A 23983-nucleotide genomic window follows, 5' to 3' on the forward strand; every position below is an offset into this window, starting at 1 on the left:
AACACTACACGGTATAACTGTGTAGCTTTTCTTTCTGGTGCAAAGATACAACAAACTTTTCTCATTCTCTCATTTCCTCATTTGCTAATTTCCAAATTATTCTTACCTTTGCGCCCGATAAACAAATTAAAACACAATGGTTTTACCTATTATTGCTTATGGCGACCCAGTGCTCAGAAAGGTAGGAACTGAAATCCCCCCCGATTATCCTCAACTCAAAACACTGATTGCTAATATGTACGACACTATGAATGCCGCTTATGGCGTAGGGCTCGCTGCTCCTCAGGTAGGTCTCTCTATACGTTTGTTCGTAGTAGATGCCTCTCCTTTCGCCGATGACGATGAGCTTTCAGAAGAAGAGCAAACTTTCTTAAAAGGCTTCAAAAAAACTTTTATCAATGCCAAAATAGTAGAAGAAACAGGCGATACTTGGAACTTCAACGAAGGGTGCCTCAGTATTCCTGGCGTACGAGAAGACGTTAGCAGGCACAAGCAAATCACCATTGAATACTTCGATGAAGACTTTAATAAGCAAACGCTTACCATTGGCGGACTCGCCGCTCGTATCATTCAGCACGAATACGACCATATCGAAGGCATTCTGTTCACCGATAAACTCTCTTCTTTTAAACGCCAACTCATCAAAAGTAAGCTGGCTAATATCAGTAAAGGAAAGGTAAAGGTAGACTACCGAATGAAATTCTTTGATGCCAAAAACAAAAGATAGTACACTAATTTACAATTATAATTAGTAACACTCATAACTTTTAACTCTTAACTTTTTAACTCTTAAATAAATACAATGAATCTAACAAAAGTATTAGCCATTTCTGGCAAACCTGGTTTATATCACTTAGAAACTCAAACGCGCTCTGGTTTCTTAGCCACTTCGTTAGCCGATGGTAAGCGTATATCGGTAGGTATTCGCAACAACGTGAGCCTATTGTCTGAAATCGCAATTTATACACTCGAAAAAGAAGTGCCTCTCACCGAAGTTTTTACTAATATGAAGAACTTTGAAGATGGGAAAGAAGCGCGTATCTCTCCAAAATCCGATGGAGCTACTCTCGAAGAGTATTTCTCTCAAGTACTCCCTAATTACGACCGCGACCGTGTGTATGCCAGCGATATTAAGAAAATAATCCAATGGTACAATCTTCTATTAGCCAAAGGTTTCTTAGAAGAAGACGCTCAAGAAGACACCCAAAAAAGCTAATTCACAGTACAATCATTTTACAATCAGTATTACTTTGCCAAAATTTTAATCGCTTGTCGTCCTACGGTTATGCTACGACCTTTGTCAAAGTTTTTAGTAAATAAAACAAAAAAGAGAACAATATTAATATTGTTCTCTTTTTTTATAATCTTATAAAATCAAATGAAGCAAATCTATTTTGCTTCTTCTGTACTATCCACAAGCACCTGTCCACGATAGTACAATTTACCTTCGTGCCAGTGTGCGCGGTGATACAAATGGTTTTCACCAGTTGTTGGATCTTTTGCTATTTGAGGAACTACCGCTACGTCGTGGGTTCTTCTCTTATCTCTTCTTGTCTTTGATTGTCGTCTCTTAGGATGTGCCATTACTTAATTCTTTATATTATTTATCTGTTATTAAATTCTTTAAACTTTCCCAACGCGGGTCTATAGTCATTGTATTGTGGTGCTCTCTTGGAGCAAGTGCTTCCAATTTATCTAATACCACCGAGTGCATCGTCCCATTCAAAACATCAGGGTGTACACGCTTAGCAGGGATTGACAACACAATAAGCTCATATATATATTGTGCCACATTCAGTTGGTATTCTCCGTGAGGAAGTATCAAGATTTCTTCATCGTCATCATTATACTCTTCACCAAACTTCACCACCAAAAAAAGTGTTCCTTCTACTGCCAAGTCAAAAGGCTCATTAGAAACATCACAATTCACATTCACAGTACCCCTGTTGTGAAAATGCAGTTCCAACAAGTTGCTCTTCTTGTCTAAATCAACGATTACTTGCTGATAAATATCATTCACCTCGTCAAAATTAAACAGTTGCAAAAACGCTTTGTCAATCTCATAAACAAATTGATGTCTCCCCTGTTTTAAGCCTGCAAAAGAAATATCGTATTCTTTTAACTTTCTCATTTTCTACAAGTTTAGTAATCAATTGTTCATTTTTCAAGGTGCAAAGATACAACTTTATTTTTATATACAAACTTTTTACCTCACTTTTTTATCATAGCCACATCATATCCCCTCAAAAACCCCATTTTTCATTAAGCAATCCTCTATTCTCAAACATTCTTGTCTTTGTCTTATCTCTGTCTTATCTCTGTCTTATCTTTGTCTTATCTCCACCTTATCTTCGTCCATTCTTCGTCCATTCTTTGTCCATTCTTCGTCCATTCTTTGTCCATTCTTTGTCCATTCTTCGTCCATTCTTGATTGTCCGTGCGAGTTACACCTACCCGTGCGACTCGCACCTGCCTGTGTGGCTCGCACTTTTCCGTCATACTCCCCCTAGTGCCTATGGTCTAAGGCCTAGTTCCTTTTCTCTTTCTTTCGCCTCGAAACCTCTTTTTTAACATTTTTAGCGTTGTTGTACTACAGTATAAATCAACTACTTACATACCTTTTCTATACCAATCTTCCAAGATTCGTATAAGCTTCCTATAAGCTCTCTATAAGCTAACCCCACCCTCCTTACACCCTTTTTTCACCAAAAATCCTTCCAACTCACTTTTTATATTTTTCGTTTTCCTCCGATAACTCAGACTAGTCCAATTTGTCCGACAAGTCAGACCCGTCAAAAAACCTTTTTTATCACTACCCATTTGCTAATTTCCTCATTTTCTCATTTCCTCATTTTCTCATCGGTATTTTTGGCATTTTTGGTATTATTAACATTGTCGCTTTTCTTCCTTAGTAAAAACAAGGGTTTATAAAAGAAAAACCTCAGTATTTTAGCTCTCTTAAAAAGGGTACTCCTTAATCTTTTGTTAAATTTTTAAGAGAATTTGTTTTTTATATTAAATATTTGTTTTAACTTTGCCCGGTGAATAAGCGATTATACATACTCGCAGTAGTGCTCATAAGCCTTTCTCTTGTAGGGATTGTTGCCATACAAGGGTATTGGATTAAATCAGCTATCGACGATAAAGAAGAAGCTTTTACTTATTCTATTCAGCAGGTACTCAACAATGTAGCTAAACAAATAGAGCAAGATGAAGTCGATAAATACGTAGCTCAAATTATCTATTTGCGCGAGAACGATAGCACCTTAAAACTCAAAGACAGTCATCTGCGAGAGTTTATCTATGTGCAAGAAAACAAACTAAGCAAAGAGACCTTTATTTATAAACACGGTATTTTAGAGGAAGATTACGCTTTGGCTACCAATCTGCGCAACCCTGTACTCATCGATGATTTGAAACTCTCCGATTCTTTTACCTTAAAGAACTATACAAACAGAGAAAGTTTTCAGCACATCAACAGAAGTAATAATATAGATAACAAACAGTTGCCTATCATAAAAGCCTACGAAAAGCTAAGTGAATTACCCGAGATTGAGCGCTTAATGATAGAAGAATCTTTTAAGAGTATCATAAGGCAACAAACCCTTAGCGAACGAGTGTCCGTAAGCCAAATAAACACACTCTTAGAGCAAAAACTCAAAAAAAGAGGCTTGAATTTACCTTTCGAGTTTGCCGTGTATAACCGCAATATCTTATCGAAGATACACTCTAAGTACTTTGACCCTAATGAAACTAAGGAATACCGCACCTTGCTTTTTGGAGGCAATAGCTCCGATGATTCAGTATATGAATTAGCAGTAGTATTCCCTCAGCGTGAGCGCTATGTGCTATCATCAGTAATAGGGGTCGCAACCCTATCAGTAGTCTTTTTACTAATAGTTATAGGTGTGTTTGTGGTTACCTTCCACCAGCTCATCACTCAGCGTCGCATTTCCGAAATCAAGACCGATTTCATCAATAATATGACGCACGAGTTCAAAACACCTATTGCCACTATGAACTTAGTGCTGGATAGTCTCAAAACACCTGTTGCCCTGCACGACCCTGAGAAAATAAAAGGATATGTAAAAATACTCAAACAGGAAAACAAGCGAATGCTGGCTCAGGTAGAAAACATTTTGCAAATATCACGTCTCGAAAAAGGAAACTTACATTTAGAGAGAGAGCCGTTGGACGTGCACGAACTTATAAGCAATGCCATAGGGCACCTACAAGTAATGCTCGACGAACGTGGAGGCGTATTGCGCACTCACTTTTTGGCAGAAAACGGCGATGTATCAGCAAACAAATCACACCTTACTAATGTATTTGTGAATGTGATTGAAAATGCTATCAAATACTCACCTAATGCCCCCGAAATAGACATTTATACTGAAAATATAAAGAATAAAATACTAATACGTGTAAAAGACAGAGGGCAAGGAATGAGCAGGCAGGCTATGAAACACGTATTTACCAAGTTTTATAGAGAACATACTGGCGATTTACACAACGTAAAAGGACACGGGTTAGGGCTTGCCTACGTGAAAAGTATCGTAGAATACCATCAAGGAAGCATTGATGTAGAAAGCGACAAAGGAAAAGGGAGTACCTTCTTTATCAAATTGCCGGTAATATAATTTAAGAACTTAACAATTTAATTCATAATTGCCTAAAACAATAAAAAAATGAATACAGACGGAAACTATTACAGTTCAAATGCTTCTACGGACAATAAACACATTCTCTTAGTAGAAGACGACCCCAACTTCGGCACTGTACTAAAAGACTATTTGGTAATGAGCGGTTTCGACGTTACCTTAGCTAAAAACGGTATGGAAGGCTTCGAAAAGTTTAAGAAAGAAACATACGATATGTGTATCTTAGACGTGATGATGCCTTATAAAGACGGTTTTACTTTAGCCAAAGAAATTCGTGAGAAAGATGAGAAAATACCTATTATCTTCCTTACAGCTCGTACAATGCGTGAAGATGTGATAAAAGGCTATCGCTCAGGAGCTGATGACTACCTAAACAAACCCTTCGACTCCGAAATCCTATTGATGAAAATACGTTCAATTTTGCAACGTAAAAGCATCGAAACAATGGTAGACGACAATAAGTTTGAGTTCGAAATAGGAAGATTCTTCCTCAATACCAAATTGCGTATTCTCAAATATAAGGACGAAGAACCTGTAAAACTCTCCCCTAAGGAAAATGAACTTTTGCGTTTGCTCGCCTTACACACCGATGATTTTATGTCACGTGAGTTAGCCCTTTCTAAAATATGGAAAGACGACAACTATTTCACCTCTCGCAGTATGGACGTATATATCGCAAAACTGCGCAAGCTCTTGAAAAAGGACGACAAGGTGGAAATCCTAAACATTCACGGCGAAGGCTTCCGTTTGGTTGCCAATAAAGAAGCCGATGAATTCATTTAGGTAAAATAATAGCCTATTTCTTGCATATTCAAAAAATAGTCACACCTTTGTCCACGATTTCAAAAACATTTGCTTTACTAAATAAAGATATACACGAAGAAAGATGACCTATGTCAAATTACATATCGTATCAGTTCTACCTTTTTAGAAGGTGATGATCGTATCATATCTGCTTGATTAGAAGAATAGTATAATATATCGAAGAGCCCGAAGCGTTCCGTTTCGGGCTCTTTGTTTTTTGATGTAAAATTGAAACTACTTTTATAATCTATTTTAAATAAAGAAGATACAGGAATTACAAGAAGATTAGGTAATGATTTAGTAATAGCTCTTATTTCATTTGATTATACCTATTTTCTCAGTAACTTCTAGGTGCAAAGGTACAACATCTTGACAATATAACCAAAAAAATTTACCTTTGCACCCGCAGACGTGCGTTGCTGCACGTCTGCGTGGAGCTGGTAATGTGTCAGATGTGTTATTTTTAATTATGTAGTAGAATGCGACAAAATCAAAAAATTTTATCAGATTGAAAAAAAAATGTATCTTTGCTCCCAATATGAGATTTTTCACCTTCATACTTAGCTTATATCTGTTGGCACTCACTGGGCTGCCTTGTACGGATATGCTTGAAGGTGAGGAGTCTTCAGCTTCTTATGAATTTGTAACAGCCCCAACTGGGGAACACTCTCATTTTCATTTGGATAGCTGTTCACCTTTCTGCATTTGCACTTGCTGCCAAATGGTAATCAGCACGCCCACTACTTATGAGGCCTTAGCCATTGCTCAAGCCACCGCAACCATTCCCTCCTATAGCTATCCCCTGACCGTATGGTCTTCGAACTACTATGGGAATATCTGGACTCCTCCCAAGATATAGTCTTTTCTTTCTTCATCTCAAGTGATTGTTCATTAGTCATCTCACCCATCATTAGTCATTAACTAATCATTAATTCTTATTAGAAATGTTAGACAAAATCATACTATTTAGCATCAAAAATAAGCTATTTGTAGGATTCATGACCCTTATGCTTATTTTTTGGGGCGTATGGAGTGCTACAAGGCTCCCCATTGATGCCGTTCCAGATATTACTAACAACCAAGTACAAATCATCACCTCTACCCCTACTTTGGCCTCACAAGAGGTAGAGCAACTGGTTACTTTTCCTATTGAGCAAGCCATCGCCAATATTCCTGGGCTGGAGGAAACACGCAGTATTTCCCGCTTTGGCCTCTCGGTCATCACAGCCGTCTTTAGCGAGGATATGGACATCTACTTTGCCCGCCAGCTAGTCAATGAAAAGCTCAAGGAGGCACAGGAGCAAATCCCTCAAGGCATAGGCTCGCCCGAACTCTCACCCGTGAGTACCGGACTGGGGGAGGTATATCAGTATATCATTCGCCCTACGGAACAGAGCAAAAACAAATATTCCGCCAAAGACCTCCGCACCATGCAGGATTGGATCGTGGCTCGCCAACTCTATGGTACCAAAGGAATAGCCGAAATCAACAGCTTTGGAGGCGAACTCAAGCAGTATGAGGTGGTTATAGACCCCGATCGCCTCCGTGCCATGGGGGTGAGTGTCAGTGATATTTTCACTGCTTTGGAGCAGAACAACCAAAATACAGGAGGTGCCTATATCGACAAGCGCCCCAATGCCTACTTTATCCGAGGAATAGGCATGGCTCGCTCCCTTGAAGACATAGGCAATATAGCCGTAGGCAAGCACACCCCTCCCCTCTTTATCAAGCATGTAGCCGAGGTACGCTTAGGGAGTGCCATTCGTTATGGAGCTCTTACCTACAATGGCGAAGTAGATGCCGTTGGGGGCGTGGTGATGATGCTCAAAGGTGAAAACAGCCACGAGGTAGTTAGCCGTATTAAAGAAAAACTACCCACTATACAACAATCCTTGCCTGACGATGTAGTAATAGAACCTTTCTTAGACCGCACCGACCTAGTGCAACGCGCTATTCACACGGTAGAGAAAAACCTCTTAGAGGGGGCACTGATTGTCATCTTCGTTTTGGTACTCTTCTTAGGCAACTTGAGAGCAGGACTGATTGTAGCTACTGCCATTCCACTTTCTTTGCTCTTTGCCTTAGGAATGATGAACCTCTTTGGGGTAAGTGCGAACCTGATGAGCTTGGGGGCAATAGACTTCGGAATTATCGTTGATGGGTCGGTTATTGTGGTAGAAGCAGTGATGCACCATTTAGCTATCCGTAAAAACCGACAACCACTTACCCAAGCGCAAATGGACGATGAAGTGTATCATTCTGCGTCCAAGATACGCAGTAGTGCTGCCTTTGGCGAGATTATTATCTTGATGGTATATATCCCAATCCTCACCTTGGTAGGGGTAGAGGGCAAGATGTTCCGCCCTATGGCACAGACTGTAGTCTTCGCTATCTCAGGGGCGTTGATTCTTTCTCTTACCTATATCCCCGCAATGAGTGCTTTGCTCTTGCCTAAAAAGGTGAGTGACAAGCGTAGTTTTGCCGAGAGAATGATAGCGTGGCTCTACCGTCACTACCAACCGCTCTTTGTCCGTTCTATCCGCCTTAGGGGATGGATAATAGGCAGTACCGTGGTACTGTTCGTTCTTGCGGTAGGCATTTTCAGCCGTATGGGAGGTGAGTTTATTCCACAACTACAAGAAGGCGATTTTGTTTTTGAATGTATTCTGCCACCGGGCACTTCACTGAAGCAGAGCTTGGAGACTTCCATGCAGGCCTCTCGCCTGATTCGTGAGTTCGACGAGGTGAAAATGGTGATAGGCAAAACAGGTTCTGCCGAAATACCTACCGACCCTATGCCGCTGGAAGCCTCCGATATTGTGATCGTACTCAAGAGCCAAGACCAATGGAAAAGTGGTCGCTCCTATGAGGAATTAGGAGATGCCATCATTGAGCGGCTCAAGGATATTCCTGGGGTCTTTTTTGAGAAAAGCCAGCCTATACAAATGCATTTCAACGAATTGATGACAGGTGTCAGACAGGATGTAACGATAAAAATCTTTGGAGAAAACATGGATACCCTCGCCCACTACGCCCAAAGAGTAAGCCAACTTATCCAGAAAACAGAAGGTGCTACCGCCCCACAGGTCGAAAAAGTAAGCGGACTTCTGCAAATCAATGTTACTTACGACCGTGTGCGTTTGGCCAACTACGGACTTTCGGTGCAAGAGGTCAATGAGGTACTCAGTACCGCCTTTGCTGGTAAGAAGGCTGGGGTTGTCTTCGAGAACGAACGAAGGTTCGACCTTGTGGTACGCCTCGATAGCCTCCATCGTACCGGAATTGACGATGTACAGCATATGATGGTAGCTACCGAAAATGGGCAGGTGCCGATGAGCCAATTGGCCACTATCAAATATGAATTAGGCCCCGCACAAGTAAGCCGTGAAGCAGGCAAGCGCCGTATCGTCATTGGCTTCAACGTGCAAGGGCGCGATGTGCAGAGTGTGGTGAGTGATATAGAACAAAAATTAAAGGGCGTAAAGCTCCCTACGGGCTATTACTTTACCTATGGCGGTCAGTTTGAGAACCTACAACAAGCCACCGACCGACTGCTCATAGCCGTGCCTGTAGCCCTACTTTTAATATTTTTCTTGTTATACCTTACTTTCCACTCTATAAAACAATCATTGCTCATCTTTAGCGCTATCCCGATGAGTGCCATTGGGGGCGTATTTGCCTTGCTTCTTCGGGGAATGCCTTTTAGTATTAGTGCGGGTATTGGTTTTATCGCGCTCTTTGGGGTAGCAGTGCTCAACGGTATAGTGCTTATTGGCACTTTCAACCAGCTGAAAAAAGAAGGAATGACCAACCTTTTGCATCGCGTGATTACGGGTACCGAAATGCGTTTACGCCCTGTGCTAATGACGGCTATGGTGGCGAGCTTAGGTTTCCTACCTATGGCACTCAGTCAAGGAGCAGGAGCAGAAGTACAACGCCCCTTAGCTACAGTGGTTATTGGGGGGTTAGTATCGGCTACCTTCCTCACCCTCTTCGTGCTTCCGTTGCTTTACATCGCTTTCAATAGTACCTTTTCTTGGCGCCGTCCTTCAGCTAAAGTACTCACGATAACCCTATTGCTTATCAGTCCTATAGCGCTACACGCTCAGCAGTCTTACTCGCTACAAGAAATAGAGCAAATAGCCCTTAAGAACAATGGAGTGATTAAGGCAGCACAACTCAAGCTACAAGGAGCAAGTGCTAAAGAGCGAACCTCTTTTGAATTGGCTAAAACAGACTTTACAGGGCAATACGGGCAGTACAGCAGTGCTGAAAAAGACCTTTCAGTAGGTGTATCACAATCTATTCCTTTGCCTACAGTATTTGCTGCTCGCAAAAAGCTCTATCAAGCAGAGACACAATTACAACAAGGGCAATTAGCCCTTCAGCAGAATGAACTGAAGCGGCAAGTGCGCAACGCATATCAGCAATTGCAATATTTGACTTTTAAAGAGGAACAGCTCTTGCAGCTTGATAGTCTCTACAATAATTTTATTCGCATTGCTGAAGTACGCTATAAAGCAGGGGATACCAAGAAGATAGATATTAACACTGCCCAAGTGAAGAAAGGAGAAATAAGTTTGTTACTTCAACAGAACAAAACTATACAACAAGCTACCTATCGCAACTTGCGTACATTAATGCAAACAGAAGAAGCATTTACCATTACCAAGTCGCCCGTGTATGAGCCTTTGTTACTCAGTGAGCCTTCGGATGTACAACTCTCTCAGCACCCTTTGGTACAACTCAGCTATCAAGAAGCAAACATAGCTGAGCACAACAAACGTCTAGAGCGTGCCCAAGCCCTGCCCGACCTTACATTGGGCTATACCAATCAGTCTCTTATAGGAATGCAAACCATTGGAGGGGTAGAGACCTATACTGATAGAAGTAAACGTTTTCACTTTGCCACCATAGGGCTTTCAGTTCCTATTTTTACCGCTACCCGTGCCAAGGTGAAAGCTTATAAATATCAGAAAGAAGCAGCTATAGAAGCAGCTCAACAAACAGAAAAACAGCTTAAAACTCAATGGATAAATCTGCAAGAGGAATACCAACTGAATTTGCAAAAATATCAGTTTTACAAACAAGAAGCGCTACCTGAAGCCGAGCGCATTATCCGAGCCAATCAGTTAGGGTATAGCGCAGGTGAAATAAGCTATGTGGAGTACCTTTACACCCTACAGACAGCCGTAGATACCCGCTTGGCATACCTTGAGAGTATCGAGGCGCTTAATCAAAAAGTAATAGAAATACAATCCCTTTTAAACCAGTAAAACAAATGAAAAAATATGGTATAAAAATCGCTTTTATCCTTATAGGAATTAGTCTATCAGCCTGCAATGGCACTCCTACAACTACCAATAATCAAAAGCTCGAAGAGCGCGAAGAACACCACGAAGAAGGAGGCAACCTCACCACCCTTACCCAAGCTCAAATCCAAACTGTAGATATTCGTTTGGGACATATAGAAGAAAAAGCTCTTGCCGCTACCCTCAAAGCCAATGGAATACTGAGCGTGCCTGCCGACCATCAGGCGAAGGTATCGACTGTATATGCGGGGATTATCAAGAGCGTAAAGGTAGAGATAGGCAGTTATGTGCAAAAAGGGCAAGTAATCGCTACTGTTTCTAACCCAGAATTCTTGCAACAACAACAGCGCTTGCTCACCGTTAATGGTCAGATAGAACTTGCTAAACAAGAACTTGACCGTCAGCAAACCCTCTATGAAGGGAATGCTGGTACTGGTAAGAACCTACAAGCCGCTACTACTCAGCTACGCACTCTCCGTACCGAAAAAGCTTCGCTTGAAGAACAAATACGCCTAATGGGCTTAAACCCTCAAACACTCACCGATAAGGGAATGCAATCTACTTTGGCGATAGTGGCTCCTATTAGTGGGAATATCAGTGCGGTATATACTAACAAAGGGGCTTATATAGATGCCTCCACCCCTATTGTGGAAATCATCGACAACAGTTCGCTACACCTGCACTTGCAAGTGTATGAGCGTGACTTGCCTTACATTAAGGTAGGACAACAAGTGCACTTCAACCCTACCAATAACACCTCTCGCGAATATGATGCCCAAGTGTATAACATTGCGGCTTCGTTTGAAAACGAAAGCAAAAGCATCATTGTACATTGCCACGTAGAGGGTGACAAACAAGGGCTCATCAATGGAATGAATGTAACAGGGGTTATCAGTCTTGACAAACAAACGACCCCTGCTGTACCTAACGAGGCTATCGTAGAGGATGCTGGTAAATCCTACATTTTTCTGGTAACCCAAACTTCGGATAAAGAAACCTCTTTTGAGAAAGTGGAGGTAGTAAAAGGAGCTTCCGAAAGTGGGTATACTGCCATTGCCCCTGTAAAACCTATAGCCCCCGAACAGACTATTGCCACCAAAGGAGCATTCTTTATCAACGCAACCTTAGTAAATGCTGGAAAAGATAGTGATTAGAATTGGTAATGTATCGGATATATTATTAAAATTTTATTACATTAGAAATACAATAAAAATATAAAAGTAAAAAACCACGACTTCGGAGTGCGTTTTAAGCTCCCTGCAAGGGCAAGTGGTTTTGAGGTGCCTACACGCCTAATGCGTGCCTCAAAACACAACTTGCTCTGTTCCGGTGAACAGAAAATTCTCCCTAACGGTCGAATTTTAATTAGCCATAAAGAGAGAAATTAACACTACGACCGGGTAAAGTGATTTCAGGGTGCAAAACAAGTGATTTCTTAGCAAAGGATTTGTATATAACACAAAGCCAATTACTTCCTTACAAAGCCATTTACAACCCTACATAAGGCTATATGTATATTTGTACATTACTTTGCATTCACGCATCAAAGCAAGCAAGTATGTACGAAGGTAAAAACGTAATTAGGTAGCTACATAGTTTGAAATTTTTATTCGACAATGGGAGGAAAAGCGGTATTCGTTTCAAAAAACAATCTGTAAGAAGCGGCATTTTTCTCATATTTGACATTTTTTTTATTCGCTTAAAGGTCGGAATGAGCTGGTTTCGTTTCGAGTGCCATAAAAGGTCTGTGTTTAGCTTCTGCAAGGTTTTTCAAAAAAATACTACCCGCAGGACAACGGACAAGGGCTGGAGATTTTTTTGAAAACCCATCGGGCTTGACCTTGCAAGAAGCGTTAATAACACAGAAATACCTTTGCACTCCAACAACGAACCGCCATTACGTGCCTTAAGTGTTTAAAACAGGGAAAATAGGTAAGTCTTAATAACACTCTTATCTTTGTGAGATAGCTTTTTGTAAGGCAACAAAAAAATCCATTGATACATCTCTTTTTGAAATATTATCAATGGATTTCTAATTTTTAAAAGACACTGAGAAGCTATCCTATCTTTAAATTCTTTAATCGTTCGGTAGCAATTTCCATATCCTTGCTGATTTTCTCATTGGTGATTTTAGCATAAATCTGGGTAGTTTTGATATTCTTATGTCCCATCATCTTACTAACACTTTCCAAGGGAACCCCTTCTGTTAAGAACAGAGTACCAAAGGTATGGCGTGCCCAGTGAAATGAAATGGGTTTTTCACGAATGATGTTACAATCTTTCATCATCTTTCTGATTAAGAGGTTGCAATTAGCATTGGAGGGTGTAGGAAACAATGCCTCTGTACGAGTCGTACCTTCATATTTTTCAATAATTTTCTCGGCTATATCCAACAGACGTACATTACAGGGCACATCAGATTTCTGACGGCGTTTGATAAGCCATTTGTTGCCGTCAAAGAACGATTGTAAGTGGCTTCTTTTAAGTTGTTTGATATCAATATAAGAGAAGCCTGTAAAGCAACTAAAAACAAATAGGTCTCGTACTAATTCAGCAGAAGCACTCTTAGGGTGATATTGTAAAAGAGTTTCTACTTCCTCTCTAAGCAAATAGCCTCTATCTTTCTCCTCCATAGAACTTATATAATTCTTAAAAGGATTGCGATAGATAATTCCTTTGTCTATGGCTATTTCTACCATTTTACAAAGGGGCATCATATAAACCCATATTGTGTTGTGAGTAAGACTTTTATTAACTCTAAGATAGAAATCAAAATCGTTGATAAAGTCTTCTGTAAGCTCTTTGAAAGAAATATCACTTCTGCGGTATTTATACTGGATAAACTCGCTCAAATGAGTATATACATTCTCATATTTGTTAAGAGTGCTGTAACTTCTAACACCTTTTTCTACCATCAAGGCAAAGCCTTCTTTGAAATTCTCATAGACTTTTAGCAAGGAATCTTCCATTACTCCTATGCCTAGAAAAGTAGCTTTTAGCTTCTGAGCAGTAACTACTCCCTCGTACTTCATCAACTCCTCATAATGAGTAATGATACGTGAGCGAATCTCTTCCAGCTTGCGATTAAGTTGGGTAGCTTCTTCTGTTTTACCTGTTACCCTTCCGTACTTCAAATCCCATTTCTGTGGAAGGATTTCAAGTTTGGTACTAAACTGAGCTACCTGATTGTCAATGGTAATACGCCCCATAATAGCAACCTTACCGTTCTTCTTTGGGGCATTCTTTTTAAGGTAAAACAATACCTTAAAGGTTGAGCGTTTTACTTTTTTCATACTCTAATTTTTTAATTTGCGAAAGTACTTTTTATCAAGTTACTGTACAATATGAAAAAAGGTGTAAAACACTGAAATATAACCTATTAATAAAAAATATTTTTCAGTATGGTAGGTAACGATTTAGAAACCTAATTTTGAAAAAACCTATCTAAAACATCTAAGACTCTGTCTTCTCTTATCTTCCTGTCAAAAAATTAATCCTCTTTGTATGAGCTAATTACATTATTTTTTGTAGTTTTGCTTTTTATTCGTAATTTTGAGTGAAAAATAAATGAGGGTACCACCTCAGCAATTGAACAAATCACAACAAATTAAATATTTTTTAGTTGCTTGTTTGAAAATCGTTTGCAAAGAAGATTTCTCCCCTTGGTAATTTACGATTTTTTTGCAATACATATTTTATTTCTTAAACAAATTCACTAACCAAAGAATAGGTATCCCTACTACCATTACAACGATAGCCACTATAAAGAAAACAAAAAGTGCTATTGTTATTACGACAAAACCTAAGAATAGGTTATATTCTTTGACTTTGATCACTTTATCAATAGAGGCATTCAAGAGTCGCGAATTTATGAGTTTATTCAGGTTCATTTTTCAGCATCTTATATATTTCCCTACACCATTAGCCCCTTTAAGGTTACCTTCAGTTTGCTTGAGCAAAGCTGAGGCTTTTTGTAGCGGTATGGAAAGCCGTTTTTTTAGGGCTTGTATTTCTTTTAAGCATTGCATTTTTAGGCACGAGCCCCAAGAAATGCACCTACTTAAGACAACAAAGATAAAAATAACTCAGTAAATTAACAAATTTAAATGAAAGGTTATTTATCAATTTCTAATCTCAAATAACTTCTTTTGCCACATAAAAGTTTCTTCTTAGCTTCAGGTTATCTCTATCTTTTGTACGTTCATTGTTCGTCTTACCTTCGTCTTACCTTCGTCTTAGGTTCGCTTTAGCTTCGCTCTCCCTTCGAATAAGCTTTGTCCATCAAGCTAATAAGTATCAATGCTAAGTTGCCCTATGAAGTTTTTTTTGTCATTTGTAATTATTTCGTATCTTTGCACCAACTTTATTTTTGATAATGAAAAGAACTATCTTTATATCATTTTTAATACTCTCGCTTTCAATGTTGGTAAGTTGTGAGTCCGACGACCTTTGCGACCACAGCGTGAATACACCTCGCTTGGTGGTGCGTTTCTACAACCAAAATAACACCCGTACACCTTTTAGCGTGGCTAACCTTACAGTTTATGGCGAAGGAAATACTACGCCTCTGGTAAGCAGTGCAACTTTAGATTCACTTGCACTACCTTTGCGCTTGGAGTCGCCTACTACCTACTTGCTCCAAACCGTAGTTTCAGGTACTACCACTAGCACCGCAACTCTCACGCTCACTTATACTCCCGAACAGTCGTTCGTAAGCAAGGCTTGTGGAGTGAAAATTACTTACAACACCCTTTCAGCTACCATTCAAGATACAAATACCTCTTGGCTAAAAGGTCTTAACATCAAGAACACTACCGTAGATAATGAAAAAAGAGCTCATATACATTTGTATCATTAGTATTTGGTGGGGCTTAGGTGCAATGGCTCAAACGGCTACCCACACGACCTCACAAACTACTATTGCCTTGCCCGAAAAACAAGAAGCCCCTGTGTACAAACAGCGGTATGGCTTGCGCGTAGGTGCCGACCTGAGCAAACTGGTACGCCCTTTCTTTGATAAGAATTACTACGGACTCGAATTGGTAGGCGATTACCGCCTAACAACCAACTACTACTTCGCTGCTGAACTCGGTATGGAAAAAAGAACTAAAAACGAAGATTTCTTTACTTACTCTACCGAAGGTCAGTTCTTACGTGCTGGTTTCGATTATAACACCTATGGCAATTGGTATGGTATGGAGAATATGATTTACGTGGGGGCTCGCTATGGCATTTCGCTCTTCTCTCAAGACCTTACCTCGTATATTATTCATAAAGATAACCAATATTGGAACGAAACTATCACTGGCTCCGATCCTTCTTTCTTAAAGAAATACGACGGACGTACAGCCCATTGGTTGGAACTTGTATTGGGCATTAAAGCGGAACTCTTGCATAACCTTTACGCAGGAGCAAGCGTACGCGTAGGTCTTTTGGTGGCTCAAACGGGCAGTAGTGGTTTCCCTAACTACTATATTCCTGCCTTTGGTCGAGTATATGAAGGGAGTCGTTTTGGTGTGAATTTCAACTATACCCTCAGCTATCTCATTCCTCTTTATAAAAAAGAGAAAAAGAAAGAAGAGACAGATACCCAAAAAACTAACTCCTCTCCTACCCCTTCAGCTCCTACTAAAAAACCAAAAGGAAGAAGATAATAATTGACAATGTTGTTATGAACAGATATATTACACTTTTTTTGCTCCTTTTTTGTAGTGTTGCTTATGCTCAAGATGTGGAGACAATGCTTACTGAAAAAGTAAAACTCCTTGACAAAAGTTATGCTACTAAAGAATTGCAGACTTTAGCTAAAGATTTTGAAACTCTTGCCAACACAGTGCCTTCGCATTGGCTCGCAAATTACTATGCGGCTTATGTGAACATTCGCCTTGCCGACCAATCATCGGGAGGGTCTATTGATAGTTATTGCAATCTGGCAGAAAAGTACATAAAAATAGCTGAAAAACAACCCGATGCCGATGCATCGGAAATCAACGCCTTATACGCCTATCTGTATAGTGCCAAAGTGAAGGTAAACCCAATGTTTCGCGGAGCTAAATACGGTAAGCTGAGTCGTGAGTATTCCGAGAAATCTATTAAAGAAAACCCCAAAAACCCAAGACCCTATCTCATTCGTGCTATCGGTATTTATTTTACACCCAAAGTATTTGGTGGGGGCGTAGCAAAAGCTAAACCAATGCTCCAAAAAGCCTTAGAGAAGTTCGAACATTTTACTCCAAAAACGCCTAATCATCCTCATTGGGGCAAAGGAATGGCTGAATCAATTAACAAATAACAATTAACAAGTGCACAAAGCTGGATTTGTAAATATCATCGGGAACCCTAATGTAGGGAAATCTACCCTTATGAACGCCTTTGTAGGCGAAAAACTCTCTATTATCACCTCCAAGGCACAAACCACGCGACACCGTATTTTTGGTATCGTAAGTGGTGATGATTTTCAGGTAGTTTTTTCGGATACCCCCGGTATTATCAAGCCATCGTACGCCTTACAAGCCTCGATGATGGACTTTGTAAAAAGTGCTTTCGAAGACGCCGACATTCTCATTTATATGGTAGAAATAGGCGAAAAAGAGCTGAAAGACGAGGCTTTCTTTAAGCGCATCAACCAGTTGGACGTGCCTGTATTGTTGCTCATCAACAAAGTGGATACTTCCGACCAAAATGTTTTAGAGGAACAAGTCGCCTACTGGAAAGAAAAGGTGCCTCGCGCCGAGATATATCCTATTTCGGCTTTGCGTAACTTTCAAACCGAAGTGGTGTTCAACCGCATTATAGAACTCTTACCCGAGTCACCTGCGTTTTTCCCAAAAGACCAACTCACCGATAAACCGGAGCGTTTCTTTGTAAACGAGATTATACGCGAAAAGATACTATTGCACTACAAGAAGGAAATTCCCTATTCGGTAGAAGTAGAGACCGAAAGTTTTGCCGATAGCGAGACTATCATTCACATTCGCTCGGTGATAATGGTAGAACGCGAAAGCCAAAAGGGGATTATCATAGGTCATAAAGGGGAAGCCTTAAAGCGAGTAGGTATTGAAGCTCGCACCGATTTAGAGAAGTTTTTCGGCAAACAAATACACTTAGAACTTTTTGTAAAAGTAAACAAAGATTGGCGTAGCAATGTACGACAATTGCGCAGGTTTGGTTACGATATCAAATAAAGAAAAATGTACATAAAAAAAATCATAAAGATATTCGTCATCGTTTTTTTGCCCTTTTGTATACAGTTGTTTGCTTCAGGGCGTAATAAAACACGTACCGTAAAAGAGGTGGTGGTAGACCATCAAGACGAGAATATGTACGTAACCGATGAAACTATACGGCGCACTATCTTCAAAGACCCACAAGCAAAACACCCTATGGGACTCCTTCGTTTAAGCGAAATCGAAAAGCTCTTAGACAACAATGTGATGATTGAGAAATCGGAAGTGTTTTGCACTATCGACGGTACTCTGAATGCTAAAATCAAACAGCGAGAGCCTATCGCACGTGTATACGACGGCAATGGAGTGTATTATATGGATACACAGGGAAAGAAGATGCCTCTTTCAAGTTCTTACTCAGCACGCGTGCCTATCCTCAGAGGTAATACCGAGCGCTATTGGCAAGCCTCCTATGCGCTGATGCAGTTTATCCAAAACGACCAATGGCTGGCTGAGAACATCACCGAAGTATTGGTAAAACCTAACGGAGAATACGAGTTTTTAATGCGTGTACCTCACTTTAAGGTCGTTTTCGGCAAGTTTGAAGACGAAGCGCTCAAGAAAGCAAACCTCAAAGCCTTTTACAAGCAATTGGAGAAGACTGATAAACTGAATGAATATAACATCGTAAACCTAAAATACACCAACCAAGTGGTATGTAGAAAATGAGACAATTAGTCAATTTACTAATGTGTCAATTCAATTATAGAATAACAAAAACAGAGGTTACTTTATTGAGTAACCTCTGTTTTTCTTATCTCTTACTTCTTACCTCTTATCTATTAGAAAGGTACCATTTTACAGTTTTCTGTATACCTTCTTCAAACTGCAAGGAAGGTTCCCAACCGAGTTCATTTTTCAATTTAGTAGCATCAATAGCGTAACGGAGGTCGTGTCCGGCACGGTCGGTTACGAAAGTGATGAGCTTTTCGGAAGTACCTTCGGGGCGACCTAACTGCTTATCTACTTCTTTGATGATTACCTTCACCAAATCGATATTACGCCATTCGTTAAAGCCCCCAATGTTGTAGGTATCACCATCTTTCCCTTGGTGGAAAATAGTATCGATAGCACGAGCGTGGTCTTCCACAAAAAGCCAATCACGGATATTTTCGCCCTTGCCATAGATAGGTAGTGGCTTATTATCTACAATATTATAGATACACACCGGTATTAACTTTTCAGGGTATTGGTGAGAACCATAGTTGTTAGAACAGTTCGAAATCACCACAGGCAATTTGTAAGTGTTATGGTAAGCTCTCACAAAATGGTCAGAGGAAGCTTTAGAAGCCGAATACGGTGATTGGGGGTCGTAAGGCGTTTGTTCAGTAAAGAGCGGGGCTCCTATTTCTAAGGCGCCGTATACCTCATCGGTAGAGATGTGATAAAAGCGTTTGCCTTGCATATTATCTTTCCACGATTCACGAGCTGCTTGCAAAAGGCTCAAAGTACCCATCACGTTCGTTTTCGCAAAGATAAAAGGGTCTTCAATACTTCTATCCACGTGACTTTCGGCTGCGAGGTGAATGATCCCATCAATGTGATGTTCAGCGAAGAGGGCTTTCATACGCTCGTAGTCGCAAATATCCGCTTGTATAAAGGTATAGTTAGGGGCATTGGCTACATCGGCAACGTTTTCTAAGTTGCCAGCATAAGTAAGCTTATCTAAGTTAAAAATGTGATAGTCGGGGTATTTGTTTACAAATAGCCTCACGACGTGAGAGCCGATAAATCCAGCTCCTCCTGTGATTAAGATGTTTCTTTTCATTTATTTGTTTGTCATTTCAAAAACTAATTCACCGCCTTTTAGAAGGTCTTGATGAGAAATATGCCATTGGGTGTATTCTTTGCCATTGAGTTTTACAGATTGGATATACTTATTGTCCTTAGACACATTCTTGGCTATAATGGTAAAAGTCTTTCCGTTAGGCAAGTGTATGGTTACTTTATCAAAGAGTGGACGACCGAACTCATACTCGGTAGAAGCTGGATTCATAGGGTATAAGCCCATAGCACTCCAAATGTACCAAGCCGACATCTGTCCGCAATCCTCATTACCACTAAGTCCGTTAGGGGTAGTGTTGTACTGAGTTTGCAAGATGCGATCTACCCAATATTGGGTTTTCTTAGGTTGTCCTGCTATATTGAACATATAGGCAATATGATGGCTAGGTTCATTGCCGTGGGCATACTGACCTATGAGTCCTGAAATATCAGGAGAGGTGTTATCACCGGTGATTTCAGAACTTTCGGTAAAGAGTTTTTCTAAGTGTGTTACAAAAGGTTCATTGCCTCCAAATAGGTTGATAAGTCCTTGTACGTTGTGAGGCACAAACCAGCTGTGTTGCCAAGCATTACCTTCAGTATAGTCGGTATTTTCTCGGTGGTCGGAGCGTTTAGGGTCAAAAGGTGTGCGCCATTTACCGTCGGTACTTTTACCACGCATAAAGCCCGTTTCTTTATCGAATAGGTGAGTGTAGGCTTCTGAGCGTTTGGTAAAGAAGTCGGCATCTTCGGTTTTACCTAAGGCTTTCGCCATTTGTGCTACACACCAGTCGTCGTAAGCGTATTCAAGGGTAATAGTAACCGACTCGTCTACCCCTGCGTTATAAGGAATGTAACCATATTTTTTGTATGCTTTGAGTCCCCGTGCGTCTTGCATCATTGTAGTTTTCATTGCCTCGTACGCCTTTTCAGCATCAAAACCACGTACCCCTTTAAGGTAGGCTTCGGCAATCACTGCTACCGAATGATAACCCGTCATTGTATTGGTTTCATTGCCGTAGAGCGTCCAAACGGGTAACACTTTGTGCACTTGGTAGTAAGCTAACATAGAGTTGATGATATCGGCAGTTACTTTGGGGTGCAAAAGGGTAAGCAGTGGGTGCTCGGCGCGGAAAGTATCCCACAGAGAAAGGGTAGAATAAGCAGTACCTTCAGTTTTTACAATCTCGTCGTTTTGCAAGCGGAATTGACCTTTCTTATCGGAGAAAGTTACAGGCGCTACTTGTGCGTGATAGAGGGCAGTATAGAAAATTGTTTTAAGCGAATCAACAGGGGTTTCTACTACTATACTGCTGAGGGTCTTCTCCCATTGTTGTTGTGCTAATGATTTGGTTTTATCAAAATTAGGAGTGTTGTATAACTCCAAGTTATCTAAAGCATTTTCTTCACTTACTGACGAAACGGCTACTTTTACCTCTAACTTCTCATCAGTATTATCAAAGAAGATTTGCCCTGAAGTAACATCATCTTTGTGTTTTTGATAAGTAATATTTTTTATAGGCTTAGAAAACTGAATCGCAAAGAACACTTTTTGGTTTTCAGCCCAGCCAGTACTATAACGATAACCTGTGATAATATTGTCGTTGTTATTAGCGTCTAACTTCTTATCCGACTTGCTAAAAGAAGTTTTGGTTGGGCTATCCCAGTTGATAGCAAATCCCAAGTTCAATAGTACTGATTGTTCTGCTCCTTTTTCAAAGGTATAACGATGTACAGCATAACGTTGTGCCGCAGTGAGTTCTACATTCACTTTGGGGTCTTCTAAATACACTTGGTAATAGCCAGGTTCTGCTTTTTCGTTCTTATGGCTGTACTTCGATTTATAAGGCACCATATCGCGAAACTCTTGGGCATTCACGGGGTATTGCTCTTTGCGTCCGTATTTCAGTACACTGAGGTCATATTCTTTAGTAGTAGGCATTAGCAAGATGTCGTTTAGGTCGCCTATACCTGTACCACTAAGGCTCAAATGTCCAAAACCTACCATAAGGCTATCGGAATAGTGGTAACCAGAGCACCAATCCCAGTTGCTGAGACCATTCACTGGGCTCACTTGTATCATACCGAAAGGCGTAGTCGCTCCAGGGTAAGTATGTCCGTGTCCGCCAGTACCAATAAACGGGTCTACATAGCTGATAAGCGGTTTTTGAGGGGTTTGTGCTTCTTGCTCAGAAGCTGTTTTAGATTGATTACAAGCCCCTAATGCAAAAGTAGAGGCTACCAAAAGAGTAATATGTTTTAACTTCATTGTAATAGCAATTAAGTATTTTGGGCAAAGATAATAAAATAACAACGAATAGCAAAATGTTTTTGAGGGCTTTTCTTTCTCATTGTTACTAAATATAGGGTATAACTTTTATCTGAGCATTTTCGTATTCTGCTAAAAATACCTCGGAAGGATTGCTGTATCCTGCCTTTTGTAGCTCTCCAAGTAGCCATTCTTCGCTTTTATCCACATCTTCCAGTACGCTTTTTTGAATAATCCCATCGGTAATGACAGGATATTTGGGGTTTTCTTCTCCTGCCAACACGATAATGAGTTCACCATTCTGTTCAAGTACCGCTCTTTTTACCTCTCTGATATAGTATACCCCTTCTTTGCGCAGTTTGAAAGCGAGTTCGTGTGCCGTAATTTTAGCTTTTTTGCAGGCAGCTATATCTCTATCTTACCACGATTGATAACAATCACAGGGGCACCGTCTATAAACCTCCTAAAAGCTTGGTTTTTAGTTTTTAACTGACGTAACCCTATGATAAGGAATGCCCAAATAGCCAATACGATAGCAAACTGAAAGATACTCACCGATGGACTGTAAATTACACCTCCAATAATACCTCCAAGTACGTAATTTTGCACCTGATCCATTGCCGAACTCGGTGCCAAATTACCCTTGCCCGATTTGTTGATGATTAAGGCAAGAGCCAACAATCCTAAAAGCAATTTTAGGAATACATCCAAATAAAAAAACTCCTCGGATTCAATATAAGGAATTGTATACATATTGTTAATCAGAAAATTAGTAAATTAGCAAATGAGGAAATTAGAAAGAAATATTAAGCCCTACTTCAAGCGAATGATAATCTTTTTTTATAGGTACAATAGGGGCAGAGTCGTAAATAAGTCGGTAGGTACCAAGTATACCTATGGTAGGCGTAATATTGTATTTGAGGTCGATAGCCCCACCATAGCGCGCTTCCTTAAAAGTACTATCAGGTCTAGTTTGATGAATGGCAGTAGTGGTAAGCTCCCATTTTTCACCTATTCGAAGTTTATAACTGAGCGACAAATGACTTTTGATACTGCGACTGTAAGCATAAGTAGCCTCAACGTTATCGGGAGCAGGATATTCCCATTTTTCGTATTCAAAGAACAAGCCCACCGCAGCAAACATCAGCGAGGATTGAGTATTCAGCAACCGATAACGCGATTGTAAGCCGGTAGAAATCTTGTGGTTCATTCCCCTGCTCTCTGCCCATTGCGACTCAGCATAAGGATACACCTCAAAAGCGTGGTCTAACAGATAGCGGTACTCCATATGCACATAGCCACCACTTAATATTATTTGACTACCATAAGTAGATAACTCAAACTTGTTAATTACATTAATAATCCTATTGCAATTGATAAGCAAGTTGAGATTAGCCGTATTTTTAAAAGTGAAGACATCTTCTTTTTCGGTTTTAAAATCCAAGATAGGCATTAGGCTCCCTTGCAGAGTTTTGGTGCTGTCTATCGTCATAGTAAGGTTTTCCGAAAAAAGCATTTGTGAATAGGCAGAAGCCGAAGACAATAGCGCCAATAACATATAAAGTAATCGTTTCATCGTTTTTAAGCATATATTTAATAAGGCGCAAAAGTAGAAAATCAATCGCGAATACACAAAAAAATCTCACTTAAAACCAATGCTTCATACCTTTTTTATAACAATTTTCCAAGAGAAGTTTTTCACCACATTACCCTCATCATTCATCACTCGTCATTCATCTTTTCTTCCCTTTTCCGTCATCACATTCCCCCTTTGAACGGAAGTCCGCGAGAGCGGAGTATGTGAATAGGGGGAGGTTTCTTTTGATTTTCCGTCATACTCCCCCCTAGTGCCTATGGCCTAAGGCCTAGTGCCTATTCCCTTTTCTTTCGCCTCGAAACCCCGTTTTTAACATTTTTAGTGCTGTTGTATTATATTATGAATCAACT

The 23983-nt window shown here is 40.3% G+C and carries 22 protein-coding genes and 1 pseudogene; 12 read left to right on the forward strand and 11 right to left on the reverse strand.

Features of this window, described 5'->3' with window-relative positions; translation table 11 throughout:
• Window positions 1–136 precede the first annotated feature (136 nt).
• Window positions 137–727, forward strand: coding sequence for a peptide deformylase (gene def, locus AM608_RS04560; RefSeq protein ID WP_009417946.1), 591 nt, complete (start codon window positions 137–139; stop codon window positions 725–727).
• Between the two features lie 75 nt (window positions 728–802).
• Window positions 803–1216, forward strand: coding sequence for a DUF5606 domain-containing protein (locus AM608_RS04565; protein ID WP_002673106.1), 414 nt, complete (start codon window positions 803–805; stop codon window positions 1214–1216).
• A 173-nt stretch (window positions 1217–1389) separates the two neighbouring features.
• Here the strand turns inward: AM608_RS04565 and rpmF are convergent, their stop codons facing one another.
• From rpmF to AM608_RS12460, 4 genes are all read right to left on the reverse strand, one after another.
• Window positions 1390–1584: a 50S ribosomal protein L32 gene (rpmF, locus tag AM608_RS04570; protein WP_002673108.1), complete on the reverse strand. Its 195-nt coding sequence runs from the start codon at window positions 1582–1584 to the stop codon at window positions 1390–1392.
• Between the two features lie 16 nt (window positions 1585–1600).
• Window positions 1601–2131 carry a DUF177 domain-containing protein gene (locus AM608_RS04575; RefSeq protein WP_053580909.1) on the reverse strand — a complete coding sequence of 177 codons (531 nt, stop codon included), beginning with the start codon at window positions 2129–2131 and terminating at the stop codon, window positions 1601–1603.
• 192 nt (window positions 2132–2323) lie between these two features.
• Window positions 2324–2488, reverse strand: coding sequence for a hypothetical protein (locus AM608_RS12070; protein WP_157466255.1), 165 nt, complete (start codon window positions 2486–2488; stop codon window positions 2324–2326).
• A gap of 179 nt (window positions 2489–2667) precedes the next feature.
• Entirely contained in the window at window positions 2668–2820 is a 153-nt protein-coding gene (locus AM608_RS12460; protein ID WP_053580910.1) for a hypothetical protein, read from the reverse strand.
• Between the two features lie 221 nt (window positions 2821–3041).
• On the opposite strand from AM608_RS12460, the gene AM608_RS04585 reads away from it, so the two are divergent.
• The 5 genes from AM608_RS04585 (at window position 3042) to AM608_RS04600 (ending at window position 11931) form a co-directional block, all read left to right on the forward strand.
• Window positions 3042–4640 (forward strand): sensor histidine kinase KdpD, encoded by a 1599-nt coding sequence (locus AM608_RS04585; RefSeq protein WP_053580911.1) that lies wholly within the window; start codon window positions 3042–3044, stop codon window positions 4638–4640.
• A gap of 48 nt (window positions 4641–4688) precedes the next feature.
• Complete coding sequence (locus AM608_RS04590; protein WP_009410639.1) at window positions 4689–5444, forward strand: response regulator transcription factor; 756 nt, start codon at window positions 4689–4691, stop codon at window positions 5442–5444.
• 559 nt (window positions 5445–6003) lie between these two features.
• Complete coding sequence (locus tag AM608_RS12765) at window positions 6004–6324, forward strand: DUF6660 family protein (RefSeq protein WP_082315827.1); 321 nt, start codon at window positions 6004–6006, stop codon at window positions 6322–6324.
• Window positions 6325–6409: 85 nt separating this feature from the next.
• A complete protein-coding gene (locus AM608_RS04595; protein WP_009419682.1) occupies window positions 6410–10741 on the forward strand; it encodes a CusA/CzcA family heavy metal efflux RND transporter in 4332 nt (1443 codons plus the stop codon).
• Between the two features lie 5 nt (window positions 10742–10746).
• Entirely contained in the window at window positions 10747–11931 is a 1185-nt protein-coding gene (locus AM608_RS04600; protein ID WP_009411030.1) for an efflux RND transporter periplasmic adaptor subunit, read from the forward strand.
• 903 nt (window positions 11932–12834) lie between these two features.
• On the opposite strand, the gene AM608_RS04605 is transcribed toward AM608_RS04600, so the two are convergent.
• From AM608_RS04605 to AM608_RS12695, 3 genes are all read right to left on the reverse strand, one after another.
• A complete protein-coding gene (locus AM608_RS04605; RefSeq protein ID WP_009418045.1) occupies window positions 12835–14070 on the reverse strand; it encodes a site-specific integrase in 1236 nt (411 codons plus the stop codon).
• A 402-nt stretch (window positions 14071–14472) separates the two neighbouring features.
• Window positions 14473–14667, reverse strand: a complete 195-nt coding sequence (locus AM608_RS04610; protein WP_002673120.1) for a hypothetical protein — start codon at window positions 14665–14667, stop codon at window positions 14473–14475.
• Window positions 14668–14670: 3 nt separating this feature from the next.
• On the reverse strand, window positions 14671–14805 hold the full coding sequence (locus AM608_RS12695; protein ID WP_009417922.1) for a hypothetical protein: 135 nt from the start codon (window positions 14803–14805) through the stop codon (window positions 14671–14673).
• Between the two features lie 392 nt (window positions 14806–15197).
• On the opposite strand from AM608_RS12695, the gene AM608_RS04615 reads away from it, so the two are divergent.
• The 5 genes from AM608_RS04615 to AM608_RS04635 are packed head-to-tail and all read left to right on the forward strand — an operon-like array spanning window position 15198 to window position 18672.
• Window positions 15198–15635, forward strand: coding sequence for a DUF6452 family protein (locus AM608_RS04615; RefSeq protein ID WP_009417931.1), 438 nt, complete (start codon window positions 15198–15200; stop codon window positions 15633–15635).
• Window positions 15601–16431, forward strand: coding sequence for a DUF6048 family protein (locus tag AM608_RS04620; protein WP_053580912.1), 831 nt, complete (start codon window positions 15601–15603; stop codon window positions 16429–16431). The genes AM608_RS04615 and AM608_RS04620 overlap by 35 nt, the downstream gene beginning before the upstream one ends.
• Before the next feature lie 17 nt (window positions 16432–16448).
• On the forward strand, window positions 16449–17069 hold the full coding sequence (locus AM608_RS04625) for a hypothetical protein (RefSeq protein ID WP_053580913.1): 621 nt from the start codon (window positions 16449–16451) through the stop codon (window positions 17067–17069).
• A gap of 10 nt (window positions 17070–17079) precedes the next feature.
• A complete protein-coding gene (gene era, locus AM608_RS04630; RefSeq protein ID WP_053580914.1) occupies window positions 17080–17961 on the forward strand; it encodes a GTPase Era in 882 nt (293 codons plus the stop codon).
• Window positions 17962–17967: 6 nt separating this feature from the next.
• Window positions 17968–18672, forward strand: a complete 705-nt coding sequence (locus tag AM608_RS04635) for a cell division protein FtsQ/DivIB (RefSeq protein ID WP_053580915.1) — start codon at window positions 17968–17970, stop codon at window positions 18670–18672.
• Window positions 18673–18778: 106 nt separating this feature from the next.
• On the opposite strand, the gene rfbB is transcribed toward AM608_RS04635, so the two are convergent.
• The 4 genes and pseudogenes from rfbB to AM608_RS04655 form a co-directional block, all read right to left on the reverse strand.
• Window positions 18779–19771, reverse strand: coding sequence for a dTDP-glucose 4,6-dehydratase (gene rfbB / locus AM608_RS04640; RefSeq protein WP_053580916.1), 993 nt, complete (start codon window positions 19769–19771; stop codon window positions 18779–18781).
• Window positions 19772–22036, reverse strand: a complete 2265-nt coding sequence (locus AM608_RS04645; RefSeq protein WP_053580917.1) for a GH92 family glycosyl hydrolase — start codon at window positions 22034–22036, stop codon at window positions 19772–19774.
• Window positions 22037–22124: 88 nt separating this feature from the next.
• Window positions 22125–22789, reverse strand: a pseudogene (locus tag AM608_RS12770) (DUF421 domain-containing protein).
• 40 nt (window positions 22790–22829) lie between these two features.
• Window positions 22830–23612, reverse strand: coding sequence for a DUF481 domain-containing protein (locus AM608_RS04655; RefSeq protein WP_053580918.1), 783 nt, complete (start codon window positions 23610–23612; stop codon window positions 22830–22832).
• Window positions 23613–23983: the final 371 nt, after the last annotated feature.

The organism is Capnocytophaga sp. oral taxon 323, from assembly GCF_001278825.1.
Lineage (GTDB): Bacteria > Bacteroidota > Bacteroidia > Flavobacteriales > Flavobacteriaceae > Capnocytophaga > Capnocytophaga ochracea.